Source organism: Chromobacterium sp. IIBBL 290-4 (assembly GCF_024207115.1).
GTDB lineage: Bacteria > Pseudomonadota > Gammaproteobacteria > Burkholderiales > Chromobacteriaceae > Chromobacterium.
In genome coordinates, this window is record NZ_CP100128.1 from 1,290,203 (window position 1) to 1,314,795 (window position 24,593).

At 56.3% G+C, this 24,593-nt stretch carries 17 protein-coding genes; 6 read left to right on the forward strand and 11 right to left on the reverse strand.

Going from position 1 to position 24,593, the window contains the following annotated elements; translation table 11 throughout:
- The first annotated feature begins 28 nt into the window (after positions 1–28).
- Entirely contained in the window at positions 29–823 is a 795-nt protein-coding gene (locus tag NKT35_RS06030; RefSeq protein ID WP_254299793.1) for a hypothetical protein, read from the forward strand.
- 145 nt (positions 824–968) lie between these two features.
- Here the strand turns inward: NKT35_RS06030 and NKT35_RS06035 are convergent, their stop codons facing one another.
- From NKT35_RS06035 to NKT35_RS06045, 3 genes are read right to left on the reverse strand one after another with little or no spacing between them, the layout of a single operon-like run.
- Positions 969–2,156 (reverse strand): type VI immunity family protein, encoded by a 1,188-nt coding sequence (locus NKT35_RS06035; protein WP_254299794.1) that lies wholly within the window; start codon positions 2,154–2,156, stop codon positions 969–971.
- A 13-nt stretch (positions 2,157–2,169) separates the two neighbouring features.
- Positions 2,170–3,348, reverse strand: coding sequence for a VRR-NUC domain-containing protein (locus NKT35_RS06040; protein ID WP_254299795.1), 1,179 nt, complete (start codon positions 3,346–3,348; stop codon positions 2,170–2,172).
- A complete protein-coding gene (locus NKT35_RS06045; RefSeq protein WP_254299797.1) occupies positions 3,348–6,203 on the reverse strand; it encodes a type VI secretion system Vgr family protein in 2,856 nt (951 codons plus the stop codon). The genes NKT35_RS06040 and NKT35_RS06045 overlap by 1 nt, the downstream gene beginning before the upstream one ends.
- 418 nt (positions 6,204–6,621) lie before the next feature.
- Here NKT35_RS06045 and NKT35_RS06050 point away from each other — a divergent pair, with 418 nt between their 5' ends.
- The 4 genes from NKT35_RS06050 (at position 6,622) to NKT35_RS06065 (ending at position 9,637) form a co-directional block, all read left to right on the forward strand.
- The gene (locus tag NKT35_RS06050; protein ID WP_254299799.1) at positions 6,622–6,990 is read left to right on the forward strand and encodes a hypothetical protein; all 369 of its coding nucleotides are present in this window, start codon (positions 6,622–6,624) and stop codon (positions 6,988–6,990) included.
- Between the two features lie 119 nt (positions 6,991–7,109).
- Positions 7,110–7,430, forward strand: coding sequence for a helix-turn-helix domain-containing protein (locus tag NKT35_RS06055; RefSeq protein WP_254299801.1), 321 nt, complete (start codon positions 7,110–7,112; stop codon positions 7,428–7,430).
- Positions 7,431–7,867: 437 nt separating this feature from the next.
- A complete protein-coding gene (locus NKT35_RS06060) occupies positions 7,868–8,239 on the forward strand; it encodes a helix-turn-helix domain-containing protein (RefSeq protein WP_254299803.1) in 372 nt (123 codons plus the stop codon).
- 66 nt (positions 8,240–8,305) lie between these two features.
- The gene (locus NKT35_RS06065; RefSeq protein WP_254299805.1) at positions 8,306–9,637 is read left to right on the forward strand and encodes a HipA domain-containing protein; all 1,332 of its coding nucleotides are present in this window, start codon (positions 8,306–8,308) and stop codon (positions 9,635–9,637) included.
- Positions 9,638–10,255: 618 nt separating this feature from the next.
- On the opposite strand, the gene NKT35_RS06070 is transcribed toward NKT35_RS06065, so the two are convergent.
- The 8 genes from NKT35_RS06070 to NKT35_RS06100 all read right to left on the reverse strand — a co-directional run bounded on the left by NKT35_RS06070 (position 10,256) and on the right by NKT35_RS06100 (position 21,424).
- A complete protein-coding gene (locus tag NKT35_RS06070) occupies positions 10,256–11,350 on the reverse strand; it encodes a DUF8606 domain-containing protein (RefSeq protein WP_254299807.1) in 1,095 nt (364 codons plus the stop codon).
- A gap of 17 nt (positions 11,351–11,367) precedes the next feature.
- Positions 11,368–12,225, reverse strand: coding sequence for an HNH endonuclease family protein (locus tag NKT35_RS06075; RefSeq protein ID WP_254299809.1), 858 nt, complete (start codon positions 12,223–12,225; stop codon positions 11,368–11,370).
- The gene (locus tag NKT35_RS06080) at positions 12,222–14,012 is read right to left on the reverse strand and encodes an AAA family ATPase (protein ID WP_254299811.1); all 1,791 of its coding nucleotides are present in this window, start codon (positions 14,010–14,012) and stop codon (positions 12,222–12,224) included. Before NKT35_RS06080 ends, NKT35_RS06075 begins: the two co-directional genes overlap by 4 nt.
- 1 nt (position 14,013) lies before the next feature.
- Positions 14,014–15,990 carry a restriction endonuclease subunit S gene (locus NKT35_RS06085; protein WP_254299813.1) on the reverse strand — a complete coding sequence of 659 codons (1,977 nt, stop codon included), beginning with the start codon at positions 15,988–15,990 and terminating at the stop codon, positions 14,014–14,016.
- On the reverse strand, positions 15,990–17,765 hold the full coding sequence (locus NKT35_RS06090; RefSeq protein ID WP_254299815.1) for a class I SAM-dependent DNA methyltransferase: 1,776 nt from the start codon (positions 17,763–17,765) through the stop codon (positions 15,990–15,992). Before NKT35_RS06090 ends, NKT35_RS06085 begins: the two co-directional genes overlap by 1 nt.
- A 35-nt stretch (positions 17,766–17,800) precedes the next feature.
- Positions 17,801–20,218 (reverse strand): EcoAI/FtnUII family type I restriction enzme subunit R, encoded by a 2,418-nt coding sequence (hsdR, locus tag NKT35_RS06095; protein ID WP_254299817.1) that lies wholly within the window; start codon positions 20,216–20,218, stop codon positions 17,801–17,803.
- Between the two features lie 54 nt (positions 20,219–20,272).
- Positions 20,273–20,659: an HVO_A0114 family putative DNA-binding protein gene (locus NKT35_RS24095; protein ID WP_371926453.1), complete on the reverse strand. Its 387-nt coding sequence runs from the start codon at positions 20,657–20,659 to the stop codon at positions 20,273–20,275.
- An 87-nt stretch (positions 20,660–20,746) separates the two neighbouring features.
- The gene (locus NKT35_RS06100; protein WP_254299820.1) at positions 20,747–21,424 is read right to left on the reverse strand and encodes a DUF6933 domain-containing protein; all 678 of its coding nucleotides are present in this window, start codon (positions 21,422–21,424) and stop codon (positions 20,747–20,749) included.
- Between the two features lie 326 nt (positions 21,425–21,750).
- Between NKT35_RS06100 and NKT35_RS06105 the strand changes: the two genes are divergently transcribed.
- Positions 21,751–24,591 (forward strand): type VI secretion system Vgr family protein, encoded by a 2,841-nt coding sequence (locus NKT35_RS06105; protein ID WP_254299822.1) that lies wholly within the window; start codon positions 21,751–21,753, stop codon positions 24,589–24,591.
- The last annotated feature ends 2 nt before the right edge of the window (positions 24,592–24,593 follow it).

The window sequence follows — 24,593 nt, forward strand, 5'->3', positions numbered from 1 at the left end:
CCCATTCAGGCCGAGATAGAGGTCCAGGATGGTCTCGCTGACCGGTGCAGGGAAGGACGCCGGGTCGTCTACCTCTGAGGTTTCTTTGCGTCAAAAGGTTGTCCTGACTGACTTGGTTGCGATTTTTGCCTATATTGGTTGCATATTGCCTAAGGAGGCGATGATGACACAACATGCGACCCTGGAGGCTCCTAAGACACCTCTGGCGCCTTCCGAGACTGAAGATGCGCTTCGTATTGCCGTAGGCGCAGCCTACATGCTCGGACAGGAAAAAACCAAGGCGCTGCTCGCGCTGCCGGATGAGCAGCTGGGGCGCCTTATCAAGCAGGGCCTTTCCGAAGTGTTGGACCTTGCCGCGCAGGTCGCGCTCGGCCGAGAAAAAACTGCCGTCCGTAACAAATCCGGACGCGGAACCACGAAACCGCCTGCGGTTGAACACAGCGCCTCCTTCGATTTTGAGCGGTCTGCCTTGCTCGAGCGGCAGCCGCTGGTCGATTCTGGCAAGTTGCTACCCGCAGCGAAGGTCTGGGAGGGCCTGGGCATGACGCGACAAGCACTTAACAAGGCTGTCGCCTCTGGCCGCATTTTTACGGTCGACGTCGGCGCTGCCCAGTTTTACCCGGCCTTTTACTTAGCGGCTGACGTGGACCGAAAGACACTAGCGAAGGTGACTCAACTCCTCGGTAGTCTACCTGGGTGGAGCAAATGGCAGTTCTTCACGACACCCAAGGCGTCGCTGGGTAATGTCACGCCGCTCACGGCACTGTCGCACGGGAAGGTGGAGCAGGTCGCAAAAGCCGCGGCTGCTTTTGCTGAACGATAGGAGCGGCCTTTGACGTTGACCGCTCCGAGGCTTTGTTGCATATCTAAACTTTGTGCCACTGCACGACAAAAAATACCGACAAAATTGCTGAAATTGATGTGAAATTTTCCACATCAAACCTGCCGCATTTTGGCATGATTTTGAGTTATGCAACAAAGTCGTCTAAATACCAAATCGTGCTCCCATACGCCGAGTTCGGGAAATTCGGCATTAACTCCCCCTGGGTAAAGTGGCGGCGTGAATTCTCCATAGCAGGGGTCCACCAGTAGCCACTTTCAGGGCATGGCTTGTCAGCTTCGCAGCGCATACCCTCGATAGCGGATACTGACTCGGGCACTGCTTCCGGTAGTGGTACGGCGTCAAACCTTTCATACCAACTGACCGTGTCTGTTTTATCAAAGCCATTCTGTTGTGGCAGGTAATAGTGGAGCGAGCCCGGTTGGGTGGTACGCACCGGCTTCACGACGCGGCTTACCGCTACATAAGGGACAGGCGCGCCATCCTCTGGGGCACCCAGGTCGGGATATTCGCCGGCCTGGATAATCAAGCCGCCGGCATAGCGACTAAAAGTGATGTCCGGCCAGGCGGTGAGCTGAGCATGAATCGCGGCATCCCCACCCAATTGCTGGACAAAATGGTCTCCGAGGAGGGTGAGCCAGTTGGCGCCCTTGATGTGGTTTTGCAGCTCATGTGCACCGGCAGAAAATGACATGCTATCGACGTCGAGTCCGATGAACCGTTGCGCCAACTCATATTCGTTTGGCAAGTAACGGTCAAAGTCGTAAGGCAATACGGGGGACAACCCGCTATACCCATGGACAGGCTGAATGGCATCGCAAATGAATGCAATCAGCTTTTTAAATATATCAAGACCACTATCTTGAAATATCAATGTGTGAGGTAATGCTATCTTCAAGTATGATTTATGCCCCCACCCCTCATGAAGCTCTGCGCGCGTAAAGCACGAAATGAAATATTCCGCTGCGTAACTCGCCGTAGGCTCACTACTCACAAACCAAGCCAAAGACTGGTTAGGGTCCTTAACTGCCAACATTTTTTCACGGCATTGACGATACGAGTCGGCCGTCATTTTACGAGTTTTATTTTCCATGTACTTTTGGCCCTTTAGCTTAGAGCCAAATAGTTCATAGAAGTAATCGTAGCATTCAATGATTTTCTGTCTAACGGATGCCTTGCTGGCATTTTCAAAGAAGAACGTAGCAGTGAGCCCCGGTCGAATAACTACCGTATCATCGGACCCCAAATTCCATACAAGCTCATCTTGGTACTGTTGCAGGCGATGTAATTGCCTCGGCATCGATGTTTGTTCCATTCTCAATCCCAATCTATGCAGTGGCCGCTATCGAGGCGCCACCCATAATCCCCACACAAGCCAGGAAGCCTGCGACCAACTCCGCAGGCAACGCAAGGACCAGCACAACGGCACCGGCAACCACCAGCGCGATTCCGACGACAACCTTGCTCACATTGAGCAAAATCTGCCCCCACTCAATCTGGCGAATCTCGTTCCAGGCGATGTCGCAGTAGCGCTCAATTTTGGCCCACACCGCCTTCAGCTGTTCTTCTGTCCACCGCGCCAGCACCTGTCCCTTCTCGTTGACCCAGGTCCAGGCATGATTCGCCTGGTCGCGCACCCAGCGGCCCGACTCTAGCAGCCAAGCCGCCTCGCTGGCCAGCCAAGCCTGGGTATCTTGCGCCAGCCCAGTCATGCCTTTTTTGGCGCTAGCCCACATTTCATTCAACTCGCGCTGCAGCTGTAGACCCCAATCCTGGATGTAGCCTGGCGTTGAGACCGGAACGGGGCTGTAGATGGGCGCGGGTACTCGTTGGCTTTGGGATTTAGATTTTGCCTGCGGCTGAGGGCTGAAGACCGGCACTTTCGAAGATTGCGTGGCTTCCTTTTCTTTCTTACGGTCGCGGACATCCAGCACTGTAAAGTGCCCGCCATCTCCCGCAATGGAGATATAAGCATCCCGCTGCGGGATGCTGAGTTCGTCACCGGGGAATTTTATTTCCACAACCCTAGCCAAATTATCTCCATGCGGCACACCGTCATGGTCCGCAGCCGCGCGTCCGGGCCATCTCGTTGCTTGGTCTTTGACAATGATAAGGTCAGGTCGTCGAAGAAAGTTTTTTGTCAGCCCCTTAGGAAAGGGGTTGATGGTATGCCGGCGATTGGCGCCATCGGCACGCAGACTCGAGCTGAGGAAAGGTACCGGCGGGTTGCGCGTCAGGTCGAAACTCACCTCGGCCTTGTAGAACCACTTGAAATCATGGCTCAACTCATCCAGACGAATGAAGTTCGACATGGTGATTTGGCGCATGTTGAGATTGTAAGTGCGTCCGGTCTTTTTACTCGTCACGCCTACCGACTTGGGCGCCAGAATCGCTACGTCGGCCTTCTCGGTCAGGTAGGGCTTGTTATCGGGTTGCGGCAACTTGGCGTATTCTGGGCGCTCCTCCACGATGGTCATTGCGCCGCCTGCGGGTTGGTACTTGGCCATCAGGCATCTTCTCCGTTGTCTTTCAACTGCAGCCCGCGCTCCGCTTGGCCGGTGCCATAGCCATACAGTTGGTGGTTTTCCTCGACCGGCGGCTTGGGCGCCTCCAGTTTGACGGGCTGGGCATTGGGCGTGAAGGCCGTGCTGGTGCGGCCCTCCCAGTCCGTGTAGCCGGGCAGCGTACGGCCATTGGGCAGTTTGAGCCGGTAGGCGTGTCCGACCAGCGGCTCTCCGGTCTTCTCGTCTTGCAGGATATAGCTGCGCTGATAGCCCTTGGGCATCGTCGGCATCGGCATCGATACGCTCGCCGGGCCGCTCAGCGCATGGCTGGCGCCCTTGACGCTGACGGTGCCGGGGCAATGCACCTCGATATTGCCGCCGGCCAACCGGATATAACCGCCATCGCAGGTCAGCAGGATTTCCTCTTGCGCGGCGATGGTGACGCGGTCCTTGCATGAGGTGATGGTCACGTCCTTGTCGGCCGTCAGCTCGATGTCGCCCGCCTGCGCCTGCACCTGAACTTTGCCCTTGGCGGCAATCAGTTTCATCGCGGCCTGGTTTGCTACGCCGCTGACGAACAGGCTGATGTGCTTGCCCACATTCGCGAGCCAGCGCCGACCCGTGGTCTGATTCATATCCCGCTGCGCCACCAGGTCCAGATTGGTGCCGGCAGCCAGGGTCTGGCTTTGCTCGGTGACGCTCGCGATGCCAGCCGGCGCAGACAGCACGAGTAATGGCTGCTGGCCAGCCTGGTTGCCCGCCACTGTCTTACCATCCGGGTCGGTATTGGTCCCCGCCTCCCAGGCTTTCAGGGCGTCGAGTTGATGCTGCAAATGGCCTTCAGGGCGTTTACGACCTTTGGCGTTGTCGGCTGTGATTTCCTCGGGTCCGGTCTCCATCGCCTCCGCCAGCTGGGCTTCCGCGGTTTCCGCCAGCACCTGGCTGAGGGCCAGCGCCGACTGCAGCTGACTGCTGGCATGTTCGCGCGCTAGCTGTTTGCCGCCGGCGCCGTTCTGCGCCTCGGTGCTCAGCAACAGACCATTGGCGGCGCGAATGGCGCCATGCTGGTCGGTACGCAGCTCGAAACCTTCGCCGCGCGGCTGCGCTTTGCCATTGCTGCGTGGATGGGTGAGGTAGCCTTGGTTGAGCTGCGTCTTGCCGGGTTCGCTACTGAGCTTGGCGCGCACTTCGCCGGGCGTGTCGTCGAACAATAATTCGTTGTATTGGCCGCCGTGGTGTTCCTGTGACTTGATGCCGGACAGGGTCTTGTTGGCGGGAAGCGCGCCGGCGCCGCTGAAGCTAGGCGTCGGATGGCTGCCGTTGTACAGCACGCCGGTGATGAGGGGGCGGTCGATGTCGCCTTCGATGAAGTCGACCAGCACTTCCTGACCGATACGGGGAATGAACTGGTGGCCAAAGCCGGCACCGGCCGAAGGCATGGCGACGCGCAGCCAACACGAGGAATGTTCATCCATGCCAGCGCCCATAGTGGGGTGTTCTTCGCGACGCTGCCAATGCAGCTGCACCTTGATGCGGCCCTGCGCGTCGGTGTAGACCTCTTCGCCCGCCGGTCCCACCACCGTGGCGGTCTGCTTCCCCAGACTGGTCGGCTTGGCATGCGCGGTATTCGCGTACAGCGGCGTCAGCGGCGTCCCGCGGCGTTGCGCCTGAAAGGTGGCCTGGAAGGGAGACGGGCAGGCAGACGCGGGGGCCAGCTTGAGCCGCGGCGCCGCCGTCTGCAGCTGCTGGTTCAAGTCGGCCGGCAGGTTGTTCTGGGCGCGGAACGTTTGCCGGGTGACAACGAATTCGCGCTTTTCGGGAGCATCGGCCGCGTGCGCGGGATGGTCATCCAGCCGGAACCATTCGCCGGCCAAGAGGCCGCGGACCGCGCCGCTGCCGGAGAATTGCTTGGCCTGCAGGTCCTGGGCCTGCTGCCGCAGCTGGGCATAGCGTCCCAGTTGTTCGCTATCGCTGGCGTAATACAGTCCTGGCGCATCGTAATGCTGCAAGCTGGATTGCAGCGCCATGCCGCCTTGTCCTTGCTGTAGCGGGCTCGTCTGCGCGGCATGTTGCGTGGCGACCGGCTGATAGTCGAAACTGGCCAACGCCGTTTGGCCGGCCACCACCTGCCGTTGTGTTGCCCATCCTGTCAGGCCGTCTTCCTGCTCGGTCGCATCGGCACGATGGAAGCGCACGCGCGCTACCGCGGCCTGCGGCAGGTTGTGCGCATCATCGAACACCACCAGCTGGACCTTGGGACCATCATCCTCCTCCAAATGGGCGAAACGCCATGCCAAGCCTTCCTCGTGCAGCAGGCGCACAATAAAATCGAAGTCGCTTTCTTTGTATTGCAGGCAGTAGCTGCGAGGCGGGAGGCTGCCGGCCTCGAAGGCCAAGGTCTGGACACGGGCGAACACCGGATTGGCGGCCTGATGCTCGGCAAAAATCTGCTGCACGATGTCCGGCACGGACAGGTCCTGGAACACGCGAGACGTCCGCCGCAGCCGCAGCAAGCTAAACGGGGACTCAATCGTCAGGCCATACTGCGCGAAGCCGCCATCGGCGCCCAACTGCTGAACCTGGCTCACCACACCGCAGCGCACCGTCTCCACCCCATCAGCGCCAACGATGCCGATGCGCGCCGGCAAGCCAAGTAGGGTTTTGAGTTCGATGCCGACGTCCGGCGACAGGCAGGTCAGCTGATAACGATAGCCCTGCGAAACCCCTTCCTCGCCCTCCAACTGCTGCGGCAACAACTGCTGGCTCGCAATATGCCCCTCTCCCAATTGCAGGGTGAACAGGCGTTGGCGCTGGTCGAACGCGGAAGCGAAACTGGCAAGCAGGGAGCTGAGGTCCATCGACAAATCCTGGAAGCAGAATAAGAAACACCCTCAGCGAGGAGGGTGGCGGTCGTGACATTACGTAATTTAGATGGCGGTAATATTTTAAATTTCCCTCGCCGACCCAACAAGGCATACATCGGCGCTCCCTGGCTTGCTGTCCCAAATCCATCCTTTTGGTCAGGTGGAAAATGCAACAGGCTTTCTCGCCTGAGGCATGAAGTCTATCGTCCGCCCCCCCGCCCCAGAGCACGCTATCATTCGGTCTGACGATAGGGGCTGGTGAGCGCACGTAGAATAGACGATGGGGTGGGCTGTGGGACGTTTGAAAGCGGTAGTCGATAAGCTGTACCACCCACCGACGGATGGGCGGCGCCAGGTATTCGCCTTATCTCGCCCTGAAGCAGAAAAACTGCCCCGATTGCCGACGGTGGCCATGATTTCCATCACCGCGCCAGAGCGACCGATTGCTGCAGTGGACGGCTTCGCGTACTTGCTGCGCCTGAGCTTCGCTGATGTGGACTTCCTGAACCCCTTGCTCTCCCCAAAGGCCCGGCAAAAAACGCCAGATGCGTTCACGCCTGCTCAAGCCGCCCAAATCGTCGACTTCGTGAATGGCTTGCCAGGCGACGTTCATTCAATAGTTGTGCATTGCGAAGGCGGATTTTCCCGCTCATGCGCGGTTGCCCTGGCACTGCATCAACGATTTGGTTACCTAGCCGAAGTGGAGCGCTTGGCCAAGGGAAATCCGAGCGTACTGCAACTGATGCTGGCGTGTCGCGCGCCCAATGAAGAAAAACGCTGACACAGGTCGTAGCCAAGGCACCTCGCAACAACCAGCAAAAATGTGCCGCTTATTAGCCAATTTCATGTATAAGAGGAAAAATATTGCCCGCTGTTGTGAGCGGCTTTCAGGAGGTGGGTATGGCGATGAACACGGTTATCAAGTCTCAAACGGTCGACGAGATAGAAGCGGAACTAGGCGAACGGTTGAAGACGCTGCGCATACATCGCAACCTCGACCAAAAAACGATTGCCGCCCGCGCGGGCATCAGCGTTCGCACGCTGCGAAACTTGGAAAGCGGCAGTGGGTCATCGTTGCGTACGCTGATTCTGGTGGTTCGGGTCTTGGGACGAGAGTCGTGGTTCGAGACGATTGCGCCTGTTCCGAGCATCAATCCGCTGATGCTGACGCGGACAGCCGCGCCCCGTCAGCGGGCCGGCACGCCCAGGAAGCACAAGTGACTATCTGACCGCCACGAGCCAGTACCTGCCTCTGGCCCCCCCTCCTTGCAATCCTTTTCCAAGCCTGGAGCTGGATTCCCCTGCGTCATAGTCGTAATCCTACAAAATTCAGACAAAAATAACGGGCTCAATGCGGCAATCCGACAGGCATCAGACCGCCGAGGTTTGACATACCACACGCCACAATCTCCTTCACATACCGAGGAAAATCTCCTTCCAAGCGTTCCAGAGGAGCAAAATCCTCACTATTTGCAGGAACAGTGCTGTGCCATTTATATCTCCATTAAAATCCTTCACGGAATGAGGAATATCTCACACCTCTCGCCGGACTAGGCTATAATCCTTCACAGGATTAGGAAAATATCAGCATGCTCCGGCAAGCAGATATAATCCGCCATACATAAAGGAATCCTGCAGTTAAACCTTGAGAGGTTCTGATGAAATTTAAGCTCGACTCCCCCGACCAACTTGGCAAATTGGTACGCGCAACCCGTAAACACCAAGCGATACGGCAGGACTTATTTGCCGAAATGCTCGGTGTCAGCGAGAACTTCATGGGACGGCTCGAGAACGGCGCGGACACCATGCAGTGGGGCAAGCTGTTTGGCGTGCTCGAGGCTCTCGGTATCAAAGTTATTGTCGACCTCCCGGATGGAGCCGCGGAGGAACTGGCTCTTCGCGAGAAGAAAAGCCGCCAGGCCAAGACATCCACCCCAGCTCACTGGACGAACCCAAACTTGCTACGGGGGCGGATAGAGGGGGATGGAGAGGCGCTCGCTGATTGTGGGAAGCTCCCATCGACGAAGTAAATGCCATACTTTCCGCGAGTACCCAGCTTGCGGATAGCCAAAGCCCCCCCATCAGAAAGGGTACTGATGCAGCTGAACGGTCGACAATTGATGGTTTACATCAACCGCCAGAGAGTTGGCCACCTAGCCGAGGCCGGTAATGTGTGGTCGTTCCAGTACGACCCGAGCTGGCTCCAACTAGACTCGGCCTTTCCGCTCAGCCCTCATTTGCCGCTTCAGGAGGAACAACTGCTCGATGGTGCGACTCACCGTCCGGTACAGTGGTACTTCGATAACCTGCTACCCGAGTCCGCACACCGCGAGGCTCTAGCCAAGGATGCGAACGTGACAGCCGGCGATGCATTCGGTCTGCTCGAGCACTACGGAGAGGAATCGGCCGGCTCGTTGACGCTGCTGCCAATAGAGACCGCGGTTCCTGCCGGCGGCCAGCGCCGCTTATTAGATGATGCCAATCTGACTCGGCGCATTGAGGACCTACCGCGGCTACCGCTCACCCATGAGGCTCCCAAGCGGATGTCGCTGGCCGGGGCCCAAAACAAGTTGGCGGTGGTGTATGAGGATGGCGTGCTGTACGAGCCCGAAGGGGCATCCATGTCGACGCACATCCTGAAGCCAAACCATGAACATCCTGCCTACCCGCACTCGGTCATCAACGAGTGGTTCGTGATGAAGTTGGCGAGCCGGCTGCGAAACACTCATTTGAAGGTACCAACGGTCTATCGACACTACACACCGTTGCCTGTCTACCTAGTTGAGCGCTTCGACCGTGTAGAAAAGAACGGGTCCTGGGAGCGGCTGCACATCATTGATGCTTGTCAGCTTGATAATCTGGCAGCCATCTACAAATACAGTCAAGGCAGCCTGGAGCGATTACAGTCCTTCGTCGGACGCTGTCGTATCCAAGCCCAGGTGCGCCTGAAACTGTTCGAGTGGTTGGTATTCAACGTGCTGGTCGGCAATACCGACGCCCACCTGAAGAACCTGAGCTTTTTCATGACCAGTAGCGGTATTGACCTGACGCCAACCTACGACCTGCTGTCCGAGGCCGTGTACGAGACTGATGCTGTTCGCGATGAAGGGGGCGCGAATTGGAAGCACCGGGAAATGGCATGGCCTTTGGATGAAGGCGTGGTGCGGCTCGAGCAGATGAATCGGAAGGTTCTGGTAGAGGCCGGCGTGAAGCTAGGCTTGCCTGCTAAGGTTGCCGAAACGGTGTTGAACAATCTGCAGGGGCAAATCTTCGAGCAGGCCAAGCAGCTGCACGATGAGATGACGACCGAAAATGCCCAGCTAAGGCAACAACGCCCGGAACTGGCCCACCGGCTTAACGGCGAGGAACGGCTGGTCCGTACAATAGTCCATGTCGTCATCCAAGAGATGGCTCAACAACTGGCCTGATGCTACAGGGACGCCAACATCGGGCGGGATACCTCTTTCGTTTTTCGAAGGTCTCCACTTCCCAGTCAGCCCTTCCCAGCAGGGTTTATCGACGCCAAGGCCCTCCCAACTGACGAACTTACTGAGGTGATGTACGCCGCTGGACCTTACCTCAGGTAGAGGATGACAAAACACCTTCGCACACCTGCCGTCAATACTGAATCGTCTTAGATTGACTACTCCCATCAGGGAAAACAGGCTAAAATCGCCTTGTACTACAGGTGATTTTTGAATCATCACCGTTGATGGTGACCACGCATGCTGATGGTACGGCCTGACTCTCTGCGACCCCCGCGGCACCTCTTGGAAAGGCTACGAGAAAATTTCTTAGCTTACGCGTCTGGTTTTCCCATTTTATGCGGCCATGCCAGCCGTAATGTCTTGTTCGGAAAAGCTAAGGATTCTCAAGTTATTCATCCATCTACATGTAGGATCCCACGAATATCTAGATTTTTCCCACTTTTCTAGATTTTTGGGATTTCACACACAGCCTACGCCGTGAGAAGGATGGCCTCCAGGTTTGGAGGCCATTTTTTATTACCAAACAGTCGTTTTGATTCATGAAGCAAGCGGGGTAACTTATCCTGCCCAATTGGGAAAGAATTTTTTGAGCCGGTCAACGGTGTGACGCCACTTGGGAGTCGTAGGCTGACAAACAGTGTTCTGATTGCCAAACAAACCAACCTCATTCACCGCACGGTTCTCCGGGACTGCATCTAACCAATTTACCCGCACAAAATATTCAGCACACTCCGCGTCTTCGGCTGTTGAACGATACAAATCTGCGTGTTTTAGTAAATCCAAAGCAGGCTGCTCACCCATCTCAGTCTGAATTTTAAAATCCAGCACAGGCTGCACCTGTTCCTGTACGACTCCAACTCCTACATAGCCCTTCTTCGGAATTTTGACCCATACTCGGTCTCCAGGGGAGAGTAACTTCAAAGTCTGGCTATACCAACTCCCCCCGCCGCCACTGATGAAGCCAAAACGACGGGCATCCTCCCAACTCCGCGAGGTTGCATCGCCAAATGACACATAGAACTCACCGTTCCATGGTTCTTTTTCACCTTTGGCGGAGCTAGTCGTAGACGCAACATTGGCTTGCGTCTCACCAGGGTCAATAAGCCATGCCCGGCTCAATAACTTCTCGTTACCATGCTCGAAGACCTGAAAGAAGACCGCATTCACTGCGATATCTCGGGCATTCAGGTAGCTGATAATGCGCTCTGTCGATGGATCAAGCTCTGCTGCCACTATGATGATTTGGTGCGACTGGTTAAGGATCTCCTCATCCAGAACCACCCCGAAGCGCTCTTGAAACGCGACATCAAGGCTTTTCCCACCGGAAAAGCGCTGGAAGATTTGCGCGATGCGATCTGGCTTCAACTGTTCAACCCATGACGCATAGTCCAGAGCCTGCGCAATAATCTCGCGTGGCGTACGGTCCCGCTTTAGCTCGATAAGTACCAGCGACGCATCCGGCGCAATCGCCAGCAGGTCAACTCGCCCACCATGGGATGTCACCTCTTGACGACCGATTAGCATCCACTCACTGGACAGAATGCGCGGATCCTTCACGATCATGTCTTCGAGTAGCTGCTCGCTGGCAAGTCTGCTAGAGGCAAGCGGCACCGGCTTTTCACCCACTAGCCATATTGCATGGTTTATCGGCATGATAAATTATTCATTATTTATGCTATCAGCCTGGAAAGCTGAGGATCATTTCGCATCAGTAAACACCAACGAGCAACCGAAGATAATTCGGCCGACGGGTTGGTCATCTCACGAACCCGCATGCGAACCTCGGTCAATTTAGCCTTAGCTGCAGGGTTATTTCCTGCCACACACCGGGCTTTGGCTTTAGTAAAATCATCGATCAAACGATCTACTTGCTGCCAAATTTTGCGGCGCGCTTCTGCCAAGGGCACATGTTCATTAAGTTTGAGCCTCTTCACAGTCTCGTTAACACGCGCCTGCTCCCAAGCAGAAGCACCGGGAATTGGAATGACCTTGCCCTCTTCGTCGAAAGCAAGCAGTGCTACATCATCGTCATCAATCGGATCAAGGAGGTAGCGCGTTTCAGACTCCTCACAGGGCACGGCGTAGGTGGAGCACAACGAGCCATCCTTGAGCGGAAACCAGCCGCCTTTTTTGCGGTTACCAACATTGCCGCAGACACGGAAATTCATGTAATCAAAAGCGAGCCACCAGTAGCCGTCACGTAGGCTGGTATCGAGTGCTTTGGCCTCTTTTTTGGGTCGAAAGTGTTCCACGTCGTAGTGCGAGTAAAGCTCACGTACCTCTGAAAACCAGCACTTACCCGCAGACAGCGCCAATAGCCATTCCTTTAATGCCCCCCAGTGGGCGCTGTTAGTATCAATCAGGGCGTTGCGTTCCTCTCGCTTTCCGACAGCGTCCAAGGCAGCCAGATCGGCTACCAGCCGCGCAGATTTGGCCAACCAAGTTTCCCACTGTGCTTGAGTCCACGGCACCCAGTTGGGGATGTCGGCATCCGTGGGGCGCTTGTGTTCAAGGTCGATCCAAATCACTGAGCACCCTCCTCACGTAGGATTTCATCGATGATGGCGTCTGCAATAGCGTCCTGCTCGGCTTGCTCCTGTGGGGTGAGCGTTGATTTGCGGAAGCGCTTATGCTGCGCCATCTTACGCACGAACAACGCGTAATCCGGGTCGCGAAAATCGGCGGTAGAAAAGCCAAGGTCGGCCAGTTCGGCAGAGAGACGGCTGAGCTCGGCATCCTCTTCTGCCGTGCGCGGTGTTTTCACGAACAACTCATTGCGGCGGAACAGGCGACGCTCGGTTTCAATATCCAGCGTGGATGACAGGCCGAACAATTCGCTTTTAAGCAAACCCGTCACGCCCATGCCCTGCGGGTCTTCGTCAGGCACATCCACCGCCGTACGGTCGCCATTGCGGCGCAGGATGTGCACTTGCTCACGCTTGAGGCTGCCCACCATCATCGGGTCGTGGGTAGTGATCAGGATTTGCGATTGTCCAGCAGACATCTCAAAGACTCTGCTATCAACCGTGCCACTCTCGAATCCGTCTGCATGGCTATCACACAACACGCCTTCGATGTCATCAAAGTAGCGCAGCTTCCAAATCGGGTTCAGATGGGTGTCCGGTTCATCCAGCAGAAACAAGCAGTGGTCTTCACGGGTGATGCGCATCAAGCCCAGCACGGTGAGCATTTGCAGCTCCCCTTCCGATAAATGGGTAAAGCTCACCTTGCCACCGTGCTCGTCCCGTTTCTTGACCGTGATACGCACCTCGTCGATCAAATCGCCAATGTAGGCGCCTTCGGCGTAGCGGAAGAAACTGTCAGCACTGCCGACCATTTCGCCCAGCTCCTTGAGCTTTTCCTGGCTCGGGACAAACAGGTAAAGCTGCTTCTGCTTTTCGCTGCGGCCACGAAAGTCGATCTGCTTGGTCGCTTCCTGCTCAATGGGTGCCCAAGCCACTTGCCAGAGCTTGTCCAGAAACTCACTCACCACATTGCCCCGCGCATACCAGAAGCGCGGGTCACCTCCGTTGAGCTCCCGCTCGTCGAACTTGCCGCCACGACGCTTTTCACGCAGGCGGTGCGGCTCTTTCAGCACAAATAAGGCGGATTCCAGCGACTCAATGTGCAAATTTTTCAGCACCTTCTGGAATACCGGGTCGTCGGACAGCAAACAGGCTAACAATACCAATTGGCTGTGGCCACCGCGACAATAGAACAGGCGGCGCAGGCGGTCGTCACCGGCCTGTTTCTGCCGTGCGTCGCGGCGGCGTTTGGCCTCTTCAATGGCGCGGATATCCGACTCAGAACCGGTAAAATTCTCTAGTAGCTGTTCGGATAGCACTTCGTCTGCGGTGATTTCCTGGCGCAGATTGAAGCGGCGCTGGTGCTCCTGAAATAAAGCTTCGATACGTTCGTTGCGGCCGGAATAATAGGCAAAGATGTGCGCCGGCAGCAGCTCGCGGTTTTTCAGCAAATAGCCCTGTGATTCGGCCTTGCCATCCACCCATACATAAGGCCTTTTCTGTTTGGCCGTGTCGGCCTCGATACGCACCACATGTCCGCGAATGCCGTATTCCAGCGAGTAATCGAATGCCGCTTCGCGGTCCAGATCGACATCGCGGAAGATAGTGATCAGCGCCTCGATCAGGTTGGACTTACCGATGCCGTTCTGGCCAATTAGCGCGTGGCTACGAATGAGCTTGGGCTGTGCGCCCGCTGGCGCACTGGCGGCGAGCGGCAAGTGTGTCTCGAAAACGATGTTGAGATCGCGCAGATTACGAAAAGCCGGAATGCCGATGCGGAGTAACTGCATATCAGGCACTCACCGAGTCAGCCAGCTTCTCGCGCATCTCAGCAGGCGCGGGTTCCAAAATCCAGCCGTGCGCCACTTCGGTTTTCAGTTGCGTGTAAAAGGCATCAATCTCGCCGCCAAAGCGCTGCCACAAATCCTTGGCGCTCATCTCGCCATGATGCCGGGCTAGGATAGTGGCCAGCGGTGCTTGTGCCTTGATGTCAGGTGTTGTCCCCAAGCGCAGCGGGGCGACCAACTCGGTTTGCGGGGCTTTCATGGGTTCCTCTTCTTGTTCGATAGTGATGCCGGTGAGGCTAGATACAACGGCACCTGCGAGAAGTGTCGACATCGCCTGCTTACGCTCCATCTGGCGACACCACTCGTTGCAATGTTTGGTCAATTCAGAGAGCACTGAAAGAATTCGCTGCTGCTCGATCAGTGGCGGGATCGGGAGAGCAAAACTGCGAAGCTGTGTCATGTTGATAGAGGCAAGATTCGTCGTTTGCTTAGAGGCACCAGCAAAATAGTCTCGTCCGACCCCCGAGTTGAAAACTAATTCAACCCATTCATTAAGCAGTTGCTTACTGGGAACTCGAGCTTTGAATACGTGATTTTGATGTAGGCAGTTCGTAACACCGCCACGCCAAAGCGCAGTGCGGCCGACCTTGTCCCAATCCCCACCTTCTGTGATCAAAAGATCACCTTCGTGAACCTGGTACTTCGCCAGCTCGTCGGCAGCAATCTCAATAGACTTCAAACCTTCGAGTTTGAAATGCCCACGCTGCACATTGGCCACAGACAAGTACGGACAAACCATCACCTGTTTGCCACGAAGATCACGACCTTTAGTAACACCGCCAATGACAATTGCCACCTCATCGAAGGCAGTGACCGCCCAATGAGCAGGGTAAGTTTCTTCACAATCAGCCATGCCAACTAGCTTCTGGCGACGTATCAGACCGTCAGCAATGTAACGTGCACGCATTTGTGCACAATCAATTTTAATGGCCTCTAGATCAGGAGATGTTGTGGATGCCTCTGAAAGCAAACCACGAACTGCCAAATTTTTCAGTTCAGCGACAAGGTCATCCACATCCTCCGGCTCATGAAACAGCCGCCCGAAGTTGTCGGCCAGGCATGCCCAGGTGGTTTGCAGTTCGTGAGGACTGGTGGCGCTAGCGACAGCTTGCAGGGTGGACTGGCGCAGGGCATTTTGCAGTTTGCGGCGGGCTTGCTGTTGCGCCTCCAACTTGTCGCACAAGGCCATCAGCTCATCGACTTTGGCGACGATGCGGGATTGTTCTTCCGTCGGTGGCAGTGGAACAACTCCTGAATAGAACTTTTCGTCACTTATCGCGGGATAAGCCATTCCGATTTGAACGCTTTCGACATACCTCACAAAAATCGGGCTGCGCAGATAAAAATACAGATAGCGCCCTGAAATACCTTCCCATGGATGAACGATTGCAAATGCAGTACTTGCAATCGGCTCAAGGTCGAAGTCGCGATCAATGATTGCGATGTTTAGCAGATAGGGCCGCACGGTTGAGTAGACCAGCGTCCCTTTTTTGACGACTTTCCTTGCCCTGCTCGGGGCTGCACTTGCGCTTATAACCTCCGGGCTCTGCCTAAGAACCCCGGCCTTGTTATCAATTGAAGAAACATCGATGTACACGAATGAATCTTCGGGCTTCTTTTGGCCCCATGTGTGTCCAACAGTGCTCAGGCTTACCCAACTCCAGTGTTTTGGAATTTCGTATGGGCCGACCAAGTTTGTTGTTGTATTGCTTTGCCTAGTCAGGCGTTGTTTTCGTGTCTCACCATTGAATTCCAATCGTTGGCGTTCGATGTCATCAAGCAAGGTGGCACTTATCTCATTTGAAGGGACGCATAGCTCACCTTTGAAAGCCAGCGAAAGAATCAACTCCCTCAGCTTGCCCACGCCGCCCGGCGCATTTGCAATATGACCAAACTCCTCCAAAAACTGCTGCGCATCCATCAGGTATCCTCTCCGACAAAGTGATGGGCCAAGGCAGCGGCCAGTTCACTCTTGAGCTGATTTTCTGTTTCTTCAATCTCGCCCAGCAGTTTTGTGTACTTCTCCAGCAGAAGGTCCGGATCGTGGGTTTCTTCCTCCGGCGCGTTGGGGTTTTTCAGGTCGAGATTGAAGATAGGCCAGTACAGGCGATCTCCTGTTGCTTGGGCATCCCGCGCTTGCAGGCGCAGCGGCTCAGCTTTGGCGCGCAGTTCGGCAATCTGCGCTTCGATTTTTTCGCGGTAGGCGGCATCGGTGCTGCCGACCAAGCTGTTGCGCAGGTCGCGGGCCTCGGCCTCCAGCGCAGCGGCTTGGTTGTCTAGCTCTTCAGCGCGTTGCCAGTGCGGTTTAGCAGCAGCCTCCGCTTGTTCGCGTTTGGTTTTGAAATCCACCTTCCAGGCATATTCGTTTTCCACGCGCTCGGCAAAGTCATTCTCCTCCTTACCCCACCAGTCTTGCTCAGGCTTGAATTCTTCAAACCGGATAGGCTTGGTTTTGGAATAGCTCTTGTAACCCGGCGGATAGGGATGTTCGTAGAACCAGATGGTGTCAGTGTGAAAGTGATCGCTGCCATCATCCACCGTACTGCCCTTGGTGAAGAACAACAGGTTGGTTTTGATGGTGGTGTACGGGGCGAATACGCCTTTGGGCAGCCGGATGATGGTGTGCAGCTTGCAGTCGCGCAGCAGCAGTTTTTTCAGCGTGCCTTTGATGCCATCGCCAAACAGAAAGCCATCGGGCAGCACCACGGCAGCACGGCCTTTTTCTTTCAGCAGTTTTTTGATGATGAGCGCCATGAACATGTCGGCGGTTTCGCGCGTGCGCAGGTCGACCGGGTAGTCGCTGCCTACACCGTCATCTTCGTAACCGCCAAAGGGCGGATTGGTAATGATGCAATCGACCTTGTCGGTGGCATTCCATTCGTTCCAGCCAATACCCAGCGTATTTTTGTGCTCAATCTGGCTGGGCACGTCGATCCCGTGCAGCAGCATGTTGGTAGTGCACAGCAGGTGGGGCAGCTGCTTTTTCTCGATGCCGTGGATCAGGTCTTCAATGGCACGCTTGTCTTCGGCACTGGACTTGGTGGTGAGCTGATTGCGGAAGTGGTCAATGGCAGCGGTCAAGAAGCCACCGGTGCCACAGGCCGGATCCATCACGGTTTCGCGTTTATCCAAGCGCGGGTTGACACGATCAGCCATAAAGGCAGTGATAGCGCGTGGGGTGTAGAACTCGCCCGCATTGCCCGCACCGCGAAGATCATTGAGCATTTTCTCGTAAACATCGCCTAGATTGGCCCGCGTTTTGAAGTCGTGGAAGTTGATGGCATCTTCCAGCTTCTCAATGACAGCCAACATTTGCGTGCCGGACTTCATAAAGTTATTTGCGTCTTGAAAAACGCCACGAATCACGGCCTGAACGGCGCCATCACTGGCGTCAATTTCTCGCAAATGTGGAAAAAGCTCATTGTTAACAAAAGCAATCAGTTCACTTGGCGCTATTTGCGGCTTCTTTTTCCCTTGCTGGTCAGAAATAAAAGCTGCCCAATTTCGCCAACGGTAAGGTTCATCGATAGGCGACAAATAACTCGCATCATCGTCCTCCCATTCTTCCTCTCGCTGGTCAAATACTTTGAGAAAAAGCATCCAGGTGAGCTGACCCAGGCGTTGGGCATCGCCGTCGACACCATCATCCTTACGCATGATGTCCTGAATGGACTTGATGGTACTGCTGAGATTCATGTATTTCTTCTCGATGCTTGGGGCCTAATGCAAGATCAAGCCTGTTTCAATTCGTTTTGGTCGTAGAGTGCCTTTTCAAGCTCTTGTACGGCCTGGGTATATTGCTCGACGCTGCCGAAAATGCCACGCCGGATCTGGGTCTTGCTGCCGAATTGGTCAAAGGGCGGTAGTTCTAACACCTTGGCGTCTTCAATATCTTGCACGCCATGGTCGGCAAATTTATCCAGCAGGGCTTCAAGCACGGCACGGGCCTGCTCACCGTATTTGCCGAACACATCGCGTTTCTTGACGTTGTTTGCGCGTTCGCGGCGGGTGAGCGGCTTTTGGTCAAAGGCAACGTGTGCAACCAGATCGAACACATCCAACTCGCTGCCATTGGCCACCGCCTGTTGCAGGATATCGAGTGGTACACCGTGTTCGGCAAGTTCTTCCAATACGGCCTGCTTGCGCTCGGCACTGTTCCAGCGGCGCAGGAAGTCGGACATGCTACCAAATTCGGCCTGCAATGTTTTCTTGATGTCGTCCTTCAGCAGAACGCGATAGTCTTCGGTGATGAGCTTGCCATCTGCATCGAGGTATTGCGAACGCTCCACCGCCACGCACACACTGACATCGTCGATGACGTACTTGACACGGCCTTCGCCGGCTCCTGCCGTATGACCGTCAGGTGGCATGTCATCACCACCCCTCGGGCCAGGGGTATAGGGTGGCGGCTCGGGTTCGTCAGGGATTCCAGGCGGCACCACCGGGTCGTCAGGCTGGGGCTCATAAATCTCCACCGGTTCGCCATCAAAGTCAGGATCGGCGAACAGGCGTGTAGCGCCCTTGAAATCCATAATCGTGAAATAGAGCTTTTGGTAATCCTCGCGCAGGCGGGTTCCACGGCCGATGATTTGTTTGAACTCAGACATCGAGTTGATGCTCTGGTCCAATACAATGAGCTTGCAAGTTTTGGCATCCACCCCCGTGGTCAGCAGCTTGGAGGTGGTAGCAATAACGGGGTAGCGTTCGTCGTTGTCTATGAAGTAAGAGAGCTGCGCTTTACCTTCGTTATCGTCGCCGGTGATGCGCATGACGTAGCGGCGGTTGCTAGCAGCCGCGGGGATGAGTTTGACCAGCTCTTGTCGCATCCGCTCTGCATGGTCTTGGTCATCGCAGAAAACGATGGTCTTGGCCATCGGGTCGGTTGCTTTGAGATATTCCCAGACCTTGCGGGCGACAAGCTTGGTACGTTTTTCTAGCACCAGATTTCGGTCGAAATCCTTGGTGTTGTACTGACGTTGTTCGACCAGCTGCCCAAGCTTGTCGAGCTTGCCTTTCTCTGGCGTGTAGCCCACTGCATCAACGTCGGTGGAGATGCGAATCACCTTGTAGGGTGCAAGGAAACCATCTTCGATACCCTGCTTCAATGAGTAGGTATAAACCGGTTCACCGAAATAAGTGATGTTGCTGATATCCCTGGTTTCCTTCGGTGTCGCGGTCAGACCCAAGTGCGTAGCACTACCGAAATAGTCGAGCACGTCGCGCCATGCAGAATCATCAGCGGCGCTGCCGCGATGACATTCGTCGATCACCACCAAGTCGAAAAAATCCGCTGGAAACTGGCGGTAAATCTGCTTCCATTCCTCACGGCCTGTCACCGCTTGATAGAGCGCCAGATAAATTTCGTAGTTTTTCTTGGCCTCGCGGTTGCTGACCTTGTGCATGACGTCGCCAAAGGGGGCAAAATCCTGCTGCATGGTTTGGTCAACCAGGATGTTGCGGTCTGCCAGAAACAGAATCCGCTCCTTGGCCTTGGCCTTCCACAAGCGCCAAATGATCTGGAATGCGGTATAGGTCTTACCGGTACCGGTGGCCATGACCAGTAGTATGCGTCGCTGTCCTTTTGCAATGGACTCAATGGCACGATTGATGGCGACGCGCTGGTAGTAGCGTGGTTCCTTGCCGCTGCCATCCGTATAAAACGGTTGCTCGATGAGTTTGACAGCAGATGCTTCAATCAAGCCTTTCCACTGCTGGTAGAGCGGCCACAGCTCATTCAAGGAAGGGAAGGCAGTGAGCGGAAGTTCACGTTCAATGGGTTGTGTCAGACCGGTGCGGTCGTGCAACAGAAAACCATCACCATTGCTGCTGATGGCAAATGGGGCGTCAAGCATTTCAGCATAGGTCAGCGCTTGCTGCATGCCATGACCAACCGAGAAGCGAGCCTGTTTGGCCTCGACTACTGCGATAGGTATATTGGGACGGGCATAGAGAACAAAGTCAGCGCGCTTTGGGCCTCCTTTGACCTCGGGATTTTTAATACGTGCAGCGAGGTTGCCACGCACCATGACACGCCCATCCGTGAGCGGTACTTCCTCGCGGAATTGATGCTGAAGCCAACCCGCCTGCACGATGGCCGGCGTGATGAACTTGGTGCAGATATCTCTCTCGCTGAGTTGGTATTTGTCCATCTCAGCGCCCCAAAATGTTCTTTTCAATATATCGTGGCTGCATACTTCTGCCCCTCAACCCAGAAGGACGAGAAATTCAGTTGAGAGTGCCTCAGGACGAACCGCGCGAGTATCCGCACTTCTGTGCATGCGAACCAGGCCGTGTCCTTCCAGGTTCCGCAGGGTGCGAGAGAGGTTACTGGCTGCTCTGCCAGACAGCTGTGACAGCTCCGCAACCGTACGTGGTTGGCTATCACGTATCAGCCGTAGTAGTTCTCGGTTTTCGTCAGATAAGACGCCTGCAAGTTGACGCCAAGAGTCAAACCAGACTGTAGGCATATTACCTGCGGTCATACTCTCGATTGAGCTATATTTTGACGAACGAATGCCAATGATGGTCCGCATGCAAGACTCCCTGTGATCGGGTGATACTATCACACGGACACAACAATCTTCGGACATCTGCTTTTAGGGGCAGAATTGCCGCAAGAGCGCCAAAACTCTGGTGAGCCTGTCGCGTTCAAACCAGTGTAAATTACGCCTTAAGGGTCAGCCCTTTGTCTCTACATACTGTAGCAAGGTCTGTTTAAAGTTCTGTTTTCTGGCTTCTCTCATCTGCTCCTGAACATTTCGCAACTGCGACTCGTGGAAGCCGGCAAAGTCACGTAGGCAGGCACGCAGTAGAGCTTCATCGGGATAGAAGTAATCGCCACCATGGGCGCTACGAATCATTCTGTTGAGATATTGCTCAAAGCCCGCAGCTTCCTCGTAGTTGTCTGGTAAGCATCCGTTATCAGCCACCGCATTACGACAACACTGCACGACTTCATTGATATGCGCCTGCACGCTGCGGTCGCTGTTCGCATGGAAGCGAAAAGCATGGTGAGTGGTCATCAGACGGTTGAACATCGTTTCGCAACTAGACTCGTCTAGCGCTCCAGTATCCTCTGCTAGCCAAAACAGGTGGTTGGCTAGACGTTCAAAAAATAGCCGCAGCAAGGTTTCGCCATCCCCCTTTTTCATCCCCCAGAACACCATGGCAAAGCGCGAGTCAGCATGCATTGCCACAAGGACGGTCTGGCGCATGATTTTGACGGCATGTAGTTGCCATATCCATGGGGTGTCACCCTCTGGCAGAGGCTGATCGTTTACCCAAGAATGGGTCACGCCGTTACGCTTGCTACTCAGCGCTGTACTGGCATCTTTAGTGCAATGGAACAGCAACATCCGAACTATCCTTTTGATTGCCTGACGGGCTCTGACTCAAAGTCGCTCACTCGATCCGTAAGGCATGAATCTTCACCAAGACGGTATCTTAGCGTATCAATGAGCGTGATGGAGGTGGCCCCCTGCACCCGTGCTGTTGCTGGCCGTGACAGTCTATCGCGACAATTTCGGATACCACCTTGAAATTGGCACTGTACTTTAGTGCAAGTCTGTCGACTTTCTGACGAGACCAGCTTGTTGACGCTTTCATGAAATCATAAAATCCCCGACTCCTTTCAGTTCAATGACATACCCTCGCCATGAGGGTATTTTTATTTGGGAATCGGATGGATTTGAACGCACTGTTGGCCAGTTTCGCCTCCGCCTTTGGCCAAGATCGACGGGTATTGACTTTGCGGCTGGGCACCGGGCAGATCTCAGCCGAGCAGCTGCTGCCGCTGAGTCTGCAGGCCGAAGAAGGTCTGTCCCAACCTTACCGCTATACGCTGACCTGCTTGTCGCCGGACACCCATATCGAACTGAAGTCGCTGCTGGGCCAGCCGGCGCGCATCGGCATCGAGGATGCATCAGGCGGCGAGTCCATCCGTTGCGGCGTGGTGAGCGAGGCCAGGCTGGCCGGTGCGGATGGCGGCTTCGCCAAGTACGAGCTGACGATCGAACCGCCGTTCGCGCTGCTGCGCCACCGCCGCACATCGCGCGTGTTCCAGGACATCACGGTGCCGGACATCATCCAGCAGATCCTCTCCGAACATCAGCAGAGCAACCCGGCCTTCGCTCGCGTGCAGACGCTGTCCATCCAGGTGCAGCCGGCCCGGCCGCGCAGCTACTGCCTGCAATATCGCGAGAGCGATTACGAATTCATCGTCCGGCTGCTGCACGAAGAAGGCTACGCCTGGCGTTTCCTCCATCAAGACGACGATGGCCCACAGGTACAGCTGGCGGTGTTTGACGATCCGCATAGCCTGCCGGCTGCCCCCTTGAGCCGCGTGCGTTTCCACCGCGCCGACGCCACCGAAGACGAAGACGGCCTGACCGAATGGCAGGCCACCCGCCAGATCGTGCCCAGCAGCGTGGCGCTGGCCAGCTACGACTACAAACCGGTCGCCACCCAGCACAGCGAAGACGGCAGCCGCATCGAACAAGGCCAAGCCGGCCAGGCGCTGCAAAGCAGCCTCACGCAATACGACGCGCCGGGCCTGTATTACGCCGGCGACGATGAACAGCTGGGCCGCTACGCCCAGCTGCGCCAGCAGGCGCATGACCTGCAGGCCAAGTCCTTCCGCGCCAGCGGCACCGTGCGCGGCTTGCAGCCGGGCGAATGGTTCCGCCTGGACGACCATCCGGCGCACGAAACAGACAGCCCGCAACACCGCGAATTCGTGGTCACCGGCCAAAGCTTCCAGGTGCGCAACAACCTGCCCAAGGATCTGGCCCAGCACGTTGGCGCCCCCAGCGACGCCGCGCCGTTCACCACCTCGCTGCAGACCCAGCGCCGCGGCATTCCGTTGACGCCGGCCTATGCCGACACGCCACTGGCCAAGCCCAAATCGCGCGGCGTGCAAACCGCCACCGTGGTCGGCCCGGCCGAGCCGACAGACCAAGTCGCCGACGAGATCTACACTGATGCCCAAGGCCGCATCAAGGTGCAATTCCATTGGCAACGGCCAGAGGAGCACGTCCAGTTCGGCGCCAATCTCGACGACAAATCCAGCTGCTGGCTGCGCGTGGCCATGCCCAGCGCCGGCGCCGGCTTCGGCCACCAGTTCATCCCGCGCATCGGCCAGGAAGTGCTGGTCAGCTTCATCGAAGGCGACATCGACCGTCCCGTAATAACAGGCGTCTTGTACAACGGTAGCCACCCTACGCCCGACTTCAGCGGCGCCGGCAGTCTGCCCGCCAACAAGACGCTGTCCGGCATCAAGAGTAAAGAACACCAGGGCGGCGGCTACAACGAGCTGCTGTTCGATGACACGCCCGGCGAAGTGCGCGCCAAGCTCAGCTCCGAATCCGGCAAGACCCAGCTCAACCAGGGCTTCCTCACCCACCCGCGCAGCAACGGCAAAGCCCAGCCGCGCGGCGAAGGCTTCGAGCTGCGCACCGACCAGCACGGCGCCATCCGCGCCGCGCACGGCCTGCTGTTGTCCACCGAAGCGCAGAATGGCGCAGGCGGCAAACAGCTGGCGCGCGAGCATGCTCAATCGCAGCTGGATGCCGCATTGAGTCTGAGCCAAGCCCTGGCCGAAACCGCCGCCGGCCAGCTTGCCGACACCATGGAAACTGGGCCGGATGAGATTGGCGACGACAACGCCAAGAGCGGGAAGAAGGACACCGGCCATCTCCAGCACCAGCTCGACGCGCTGGCGGCGTGGGAAGCCGGCAGCAATACCGACAAAGACGGCAAGACGGCGAAAGATCAGGCTGGCCAGCAACCGCAACTGGTTTTGTCAGGCCCTGCCGGTATCGCCAGCGTCACCGAGCAAAGCCAAACCTTGACTGCCGGTACTAACCTGAACCTCGTCGCCCAGCGCGACGCCAACCATTCCACGGGCCGACGCTGGATTCACAACGTGGGCAAGAGCATCAGCCTGTTCGTGGCCGGCGTGAAGGATAAGATCGGCATGAAGCTGATTGCGGCCAAGGGCAAAGTACAGGTTCAGGCGCAGAGCGATACGATGGAGCTGACGGCGGATAAGGACGTCACCATCACCTCCTGCAAGGACAGCATCACTATCGCGGCCAAGGAAGAAATCCTGCTCAACGTGGGCGGCGGCGCTTATATCCGCCTCGCCGGCGGCAATATCGAGGTACATTGTCCCGGCACGGTCAGCGTTAAAGGTTCTCAGCACAACTTGAGCGGGCCGGCCAGCCTGAACTACAGGATGCCCACCTTCGGCAAAGTCTATAGCGGTCGCTTCCAACTGCAAAACCAGAAAACTGGCGAGCCGTTGATTGGTCGGGCATACGCCATCAAGCAAGCCGGTGGCCGCACCATCAGCGGTTACACCGACCAGCAAGGCTGGACGATGACCGCCATGAGTCGGCAACCCGAAGGCATGAACTTGCAGGTCCTAGAAAAGGCTCCGGCCAAAACCGAAACCTTGCACCTGGCAGGCGGCGGTCCGCATGAGCTGGAGCTTGAAATGCGCGATGACGCTCAGCAAGGATAAAT

Coding starts and splice junctions, on each gene's coding strand:
- hsdR (WP_254299817.1), bottom strand. CDS start 20,218: ATGGACAAATACCAACTCAGCGAGAGAGATATCTGCACCAAGTTCATC.
- NKT35_RS06065 (WP_254299805.1), top strand. CDS start 8,306: ATGCAGCTGAACGGTCGACAATTGATGGTTTACATCAACCGCCAGAGA.
- NKT35_RS06085 (WP_254299813.1), bottom strand. CDS start 15,990: ATGGATGCGCAGCAGTTTTTGGAGGAGTTTGGTCATATTGCAAATGCG.
- NKT35_RS06035 (WP_254299794.1), bottom strand. CDS start 2,156: ATGGAACAAACATCGATGCCGAGGCAATTACATCGCCTGCAACAGTAC.
- NKT35_RS06050 (WP_254299799.1), top strand. CDS start 6,622: ATGATTTCCATCACCGCGCCAGAGCGACCGATTGCTGCAGTGGACGGC.
- NKT35_RS06100 (WP_254299820.1), bottom strand. CDS start 21,424: ATGTTGCTGTTCCATTGCACTAAAGATGCCAGTACAGCGCTGAGTAGC.
- NKT35_RS24095 (WP_371926453.1), bottom strand. CDS start 20,659: ATGTCCGAAGATTGTTGTGTCCGTGTGATAGTATCACCCGATCACAGG.
- NKT35_RS06040 (WP_254299795.1), bottom strand. CDS start 3,348: ATGGCCAAGTACCAACCCGCAGGCGGCGCAATGACCATCGTGGAGGAG.
- NKT35_RS06070 (WP_254299807.1), bottom strand. CDS start 11,350: ATGCCGATAAACCATGCAATATGGCTAGTGGGTGAAAAGCCGGTGCCG.
- NKT35_RS06080 (WP_254299811.1), bottom strand. CDS start 14,012: ATGCAGTTACTCCGCATCGGCATTCCGGCTTTTCGTAATCTGCGCGAT.
- NKT35_RS06045 (WP_254299797.1), bottom strand. CDS start 6,203: ATGGACCTCAGCTCCCTGCTTGCCAGTTTCGCTTCCGCGTTCGACCAG.
- NKT35_RS06055 (WP_254299801.1), top strand. CDS start 7,110: ATGGCGATGAACACGGTTATCAAGTCTCAAACGGTCGACGAGATAGAA.
- NKT35_RS06060 (WP_254299803.1), top strand. CDS start 7,868: ATGAAATTTAAGCTCGACTCCCCCGACCAACTTGGCAAATTGGTACGC.
- NKT35_RS06105 (WP_254299822.1), top strand. CDS start 21,751: ATGGATTTGAACGCACTGTTGGCCAGTTTCGCCTCCGCCTTTGGCCAA.
- NKT35_RS06030 (WP_254299793.1), top strand. CDS start 29: ATGGTCTCGCTGACCGGTGCAGGGAAGGACGCCGGGTCGTCTACCTCT.
- NKT35_RS06090 (WP_254299815.1), bottom strand. CDS start 17,765: ATGAATCTCAGCAGTACCATCAAGTCCATTCAGGACATCATGCGTAAG.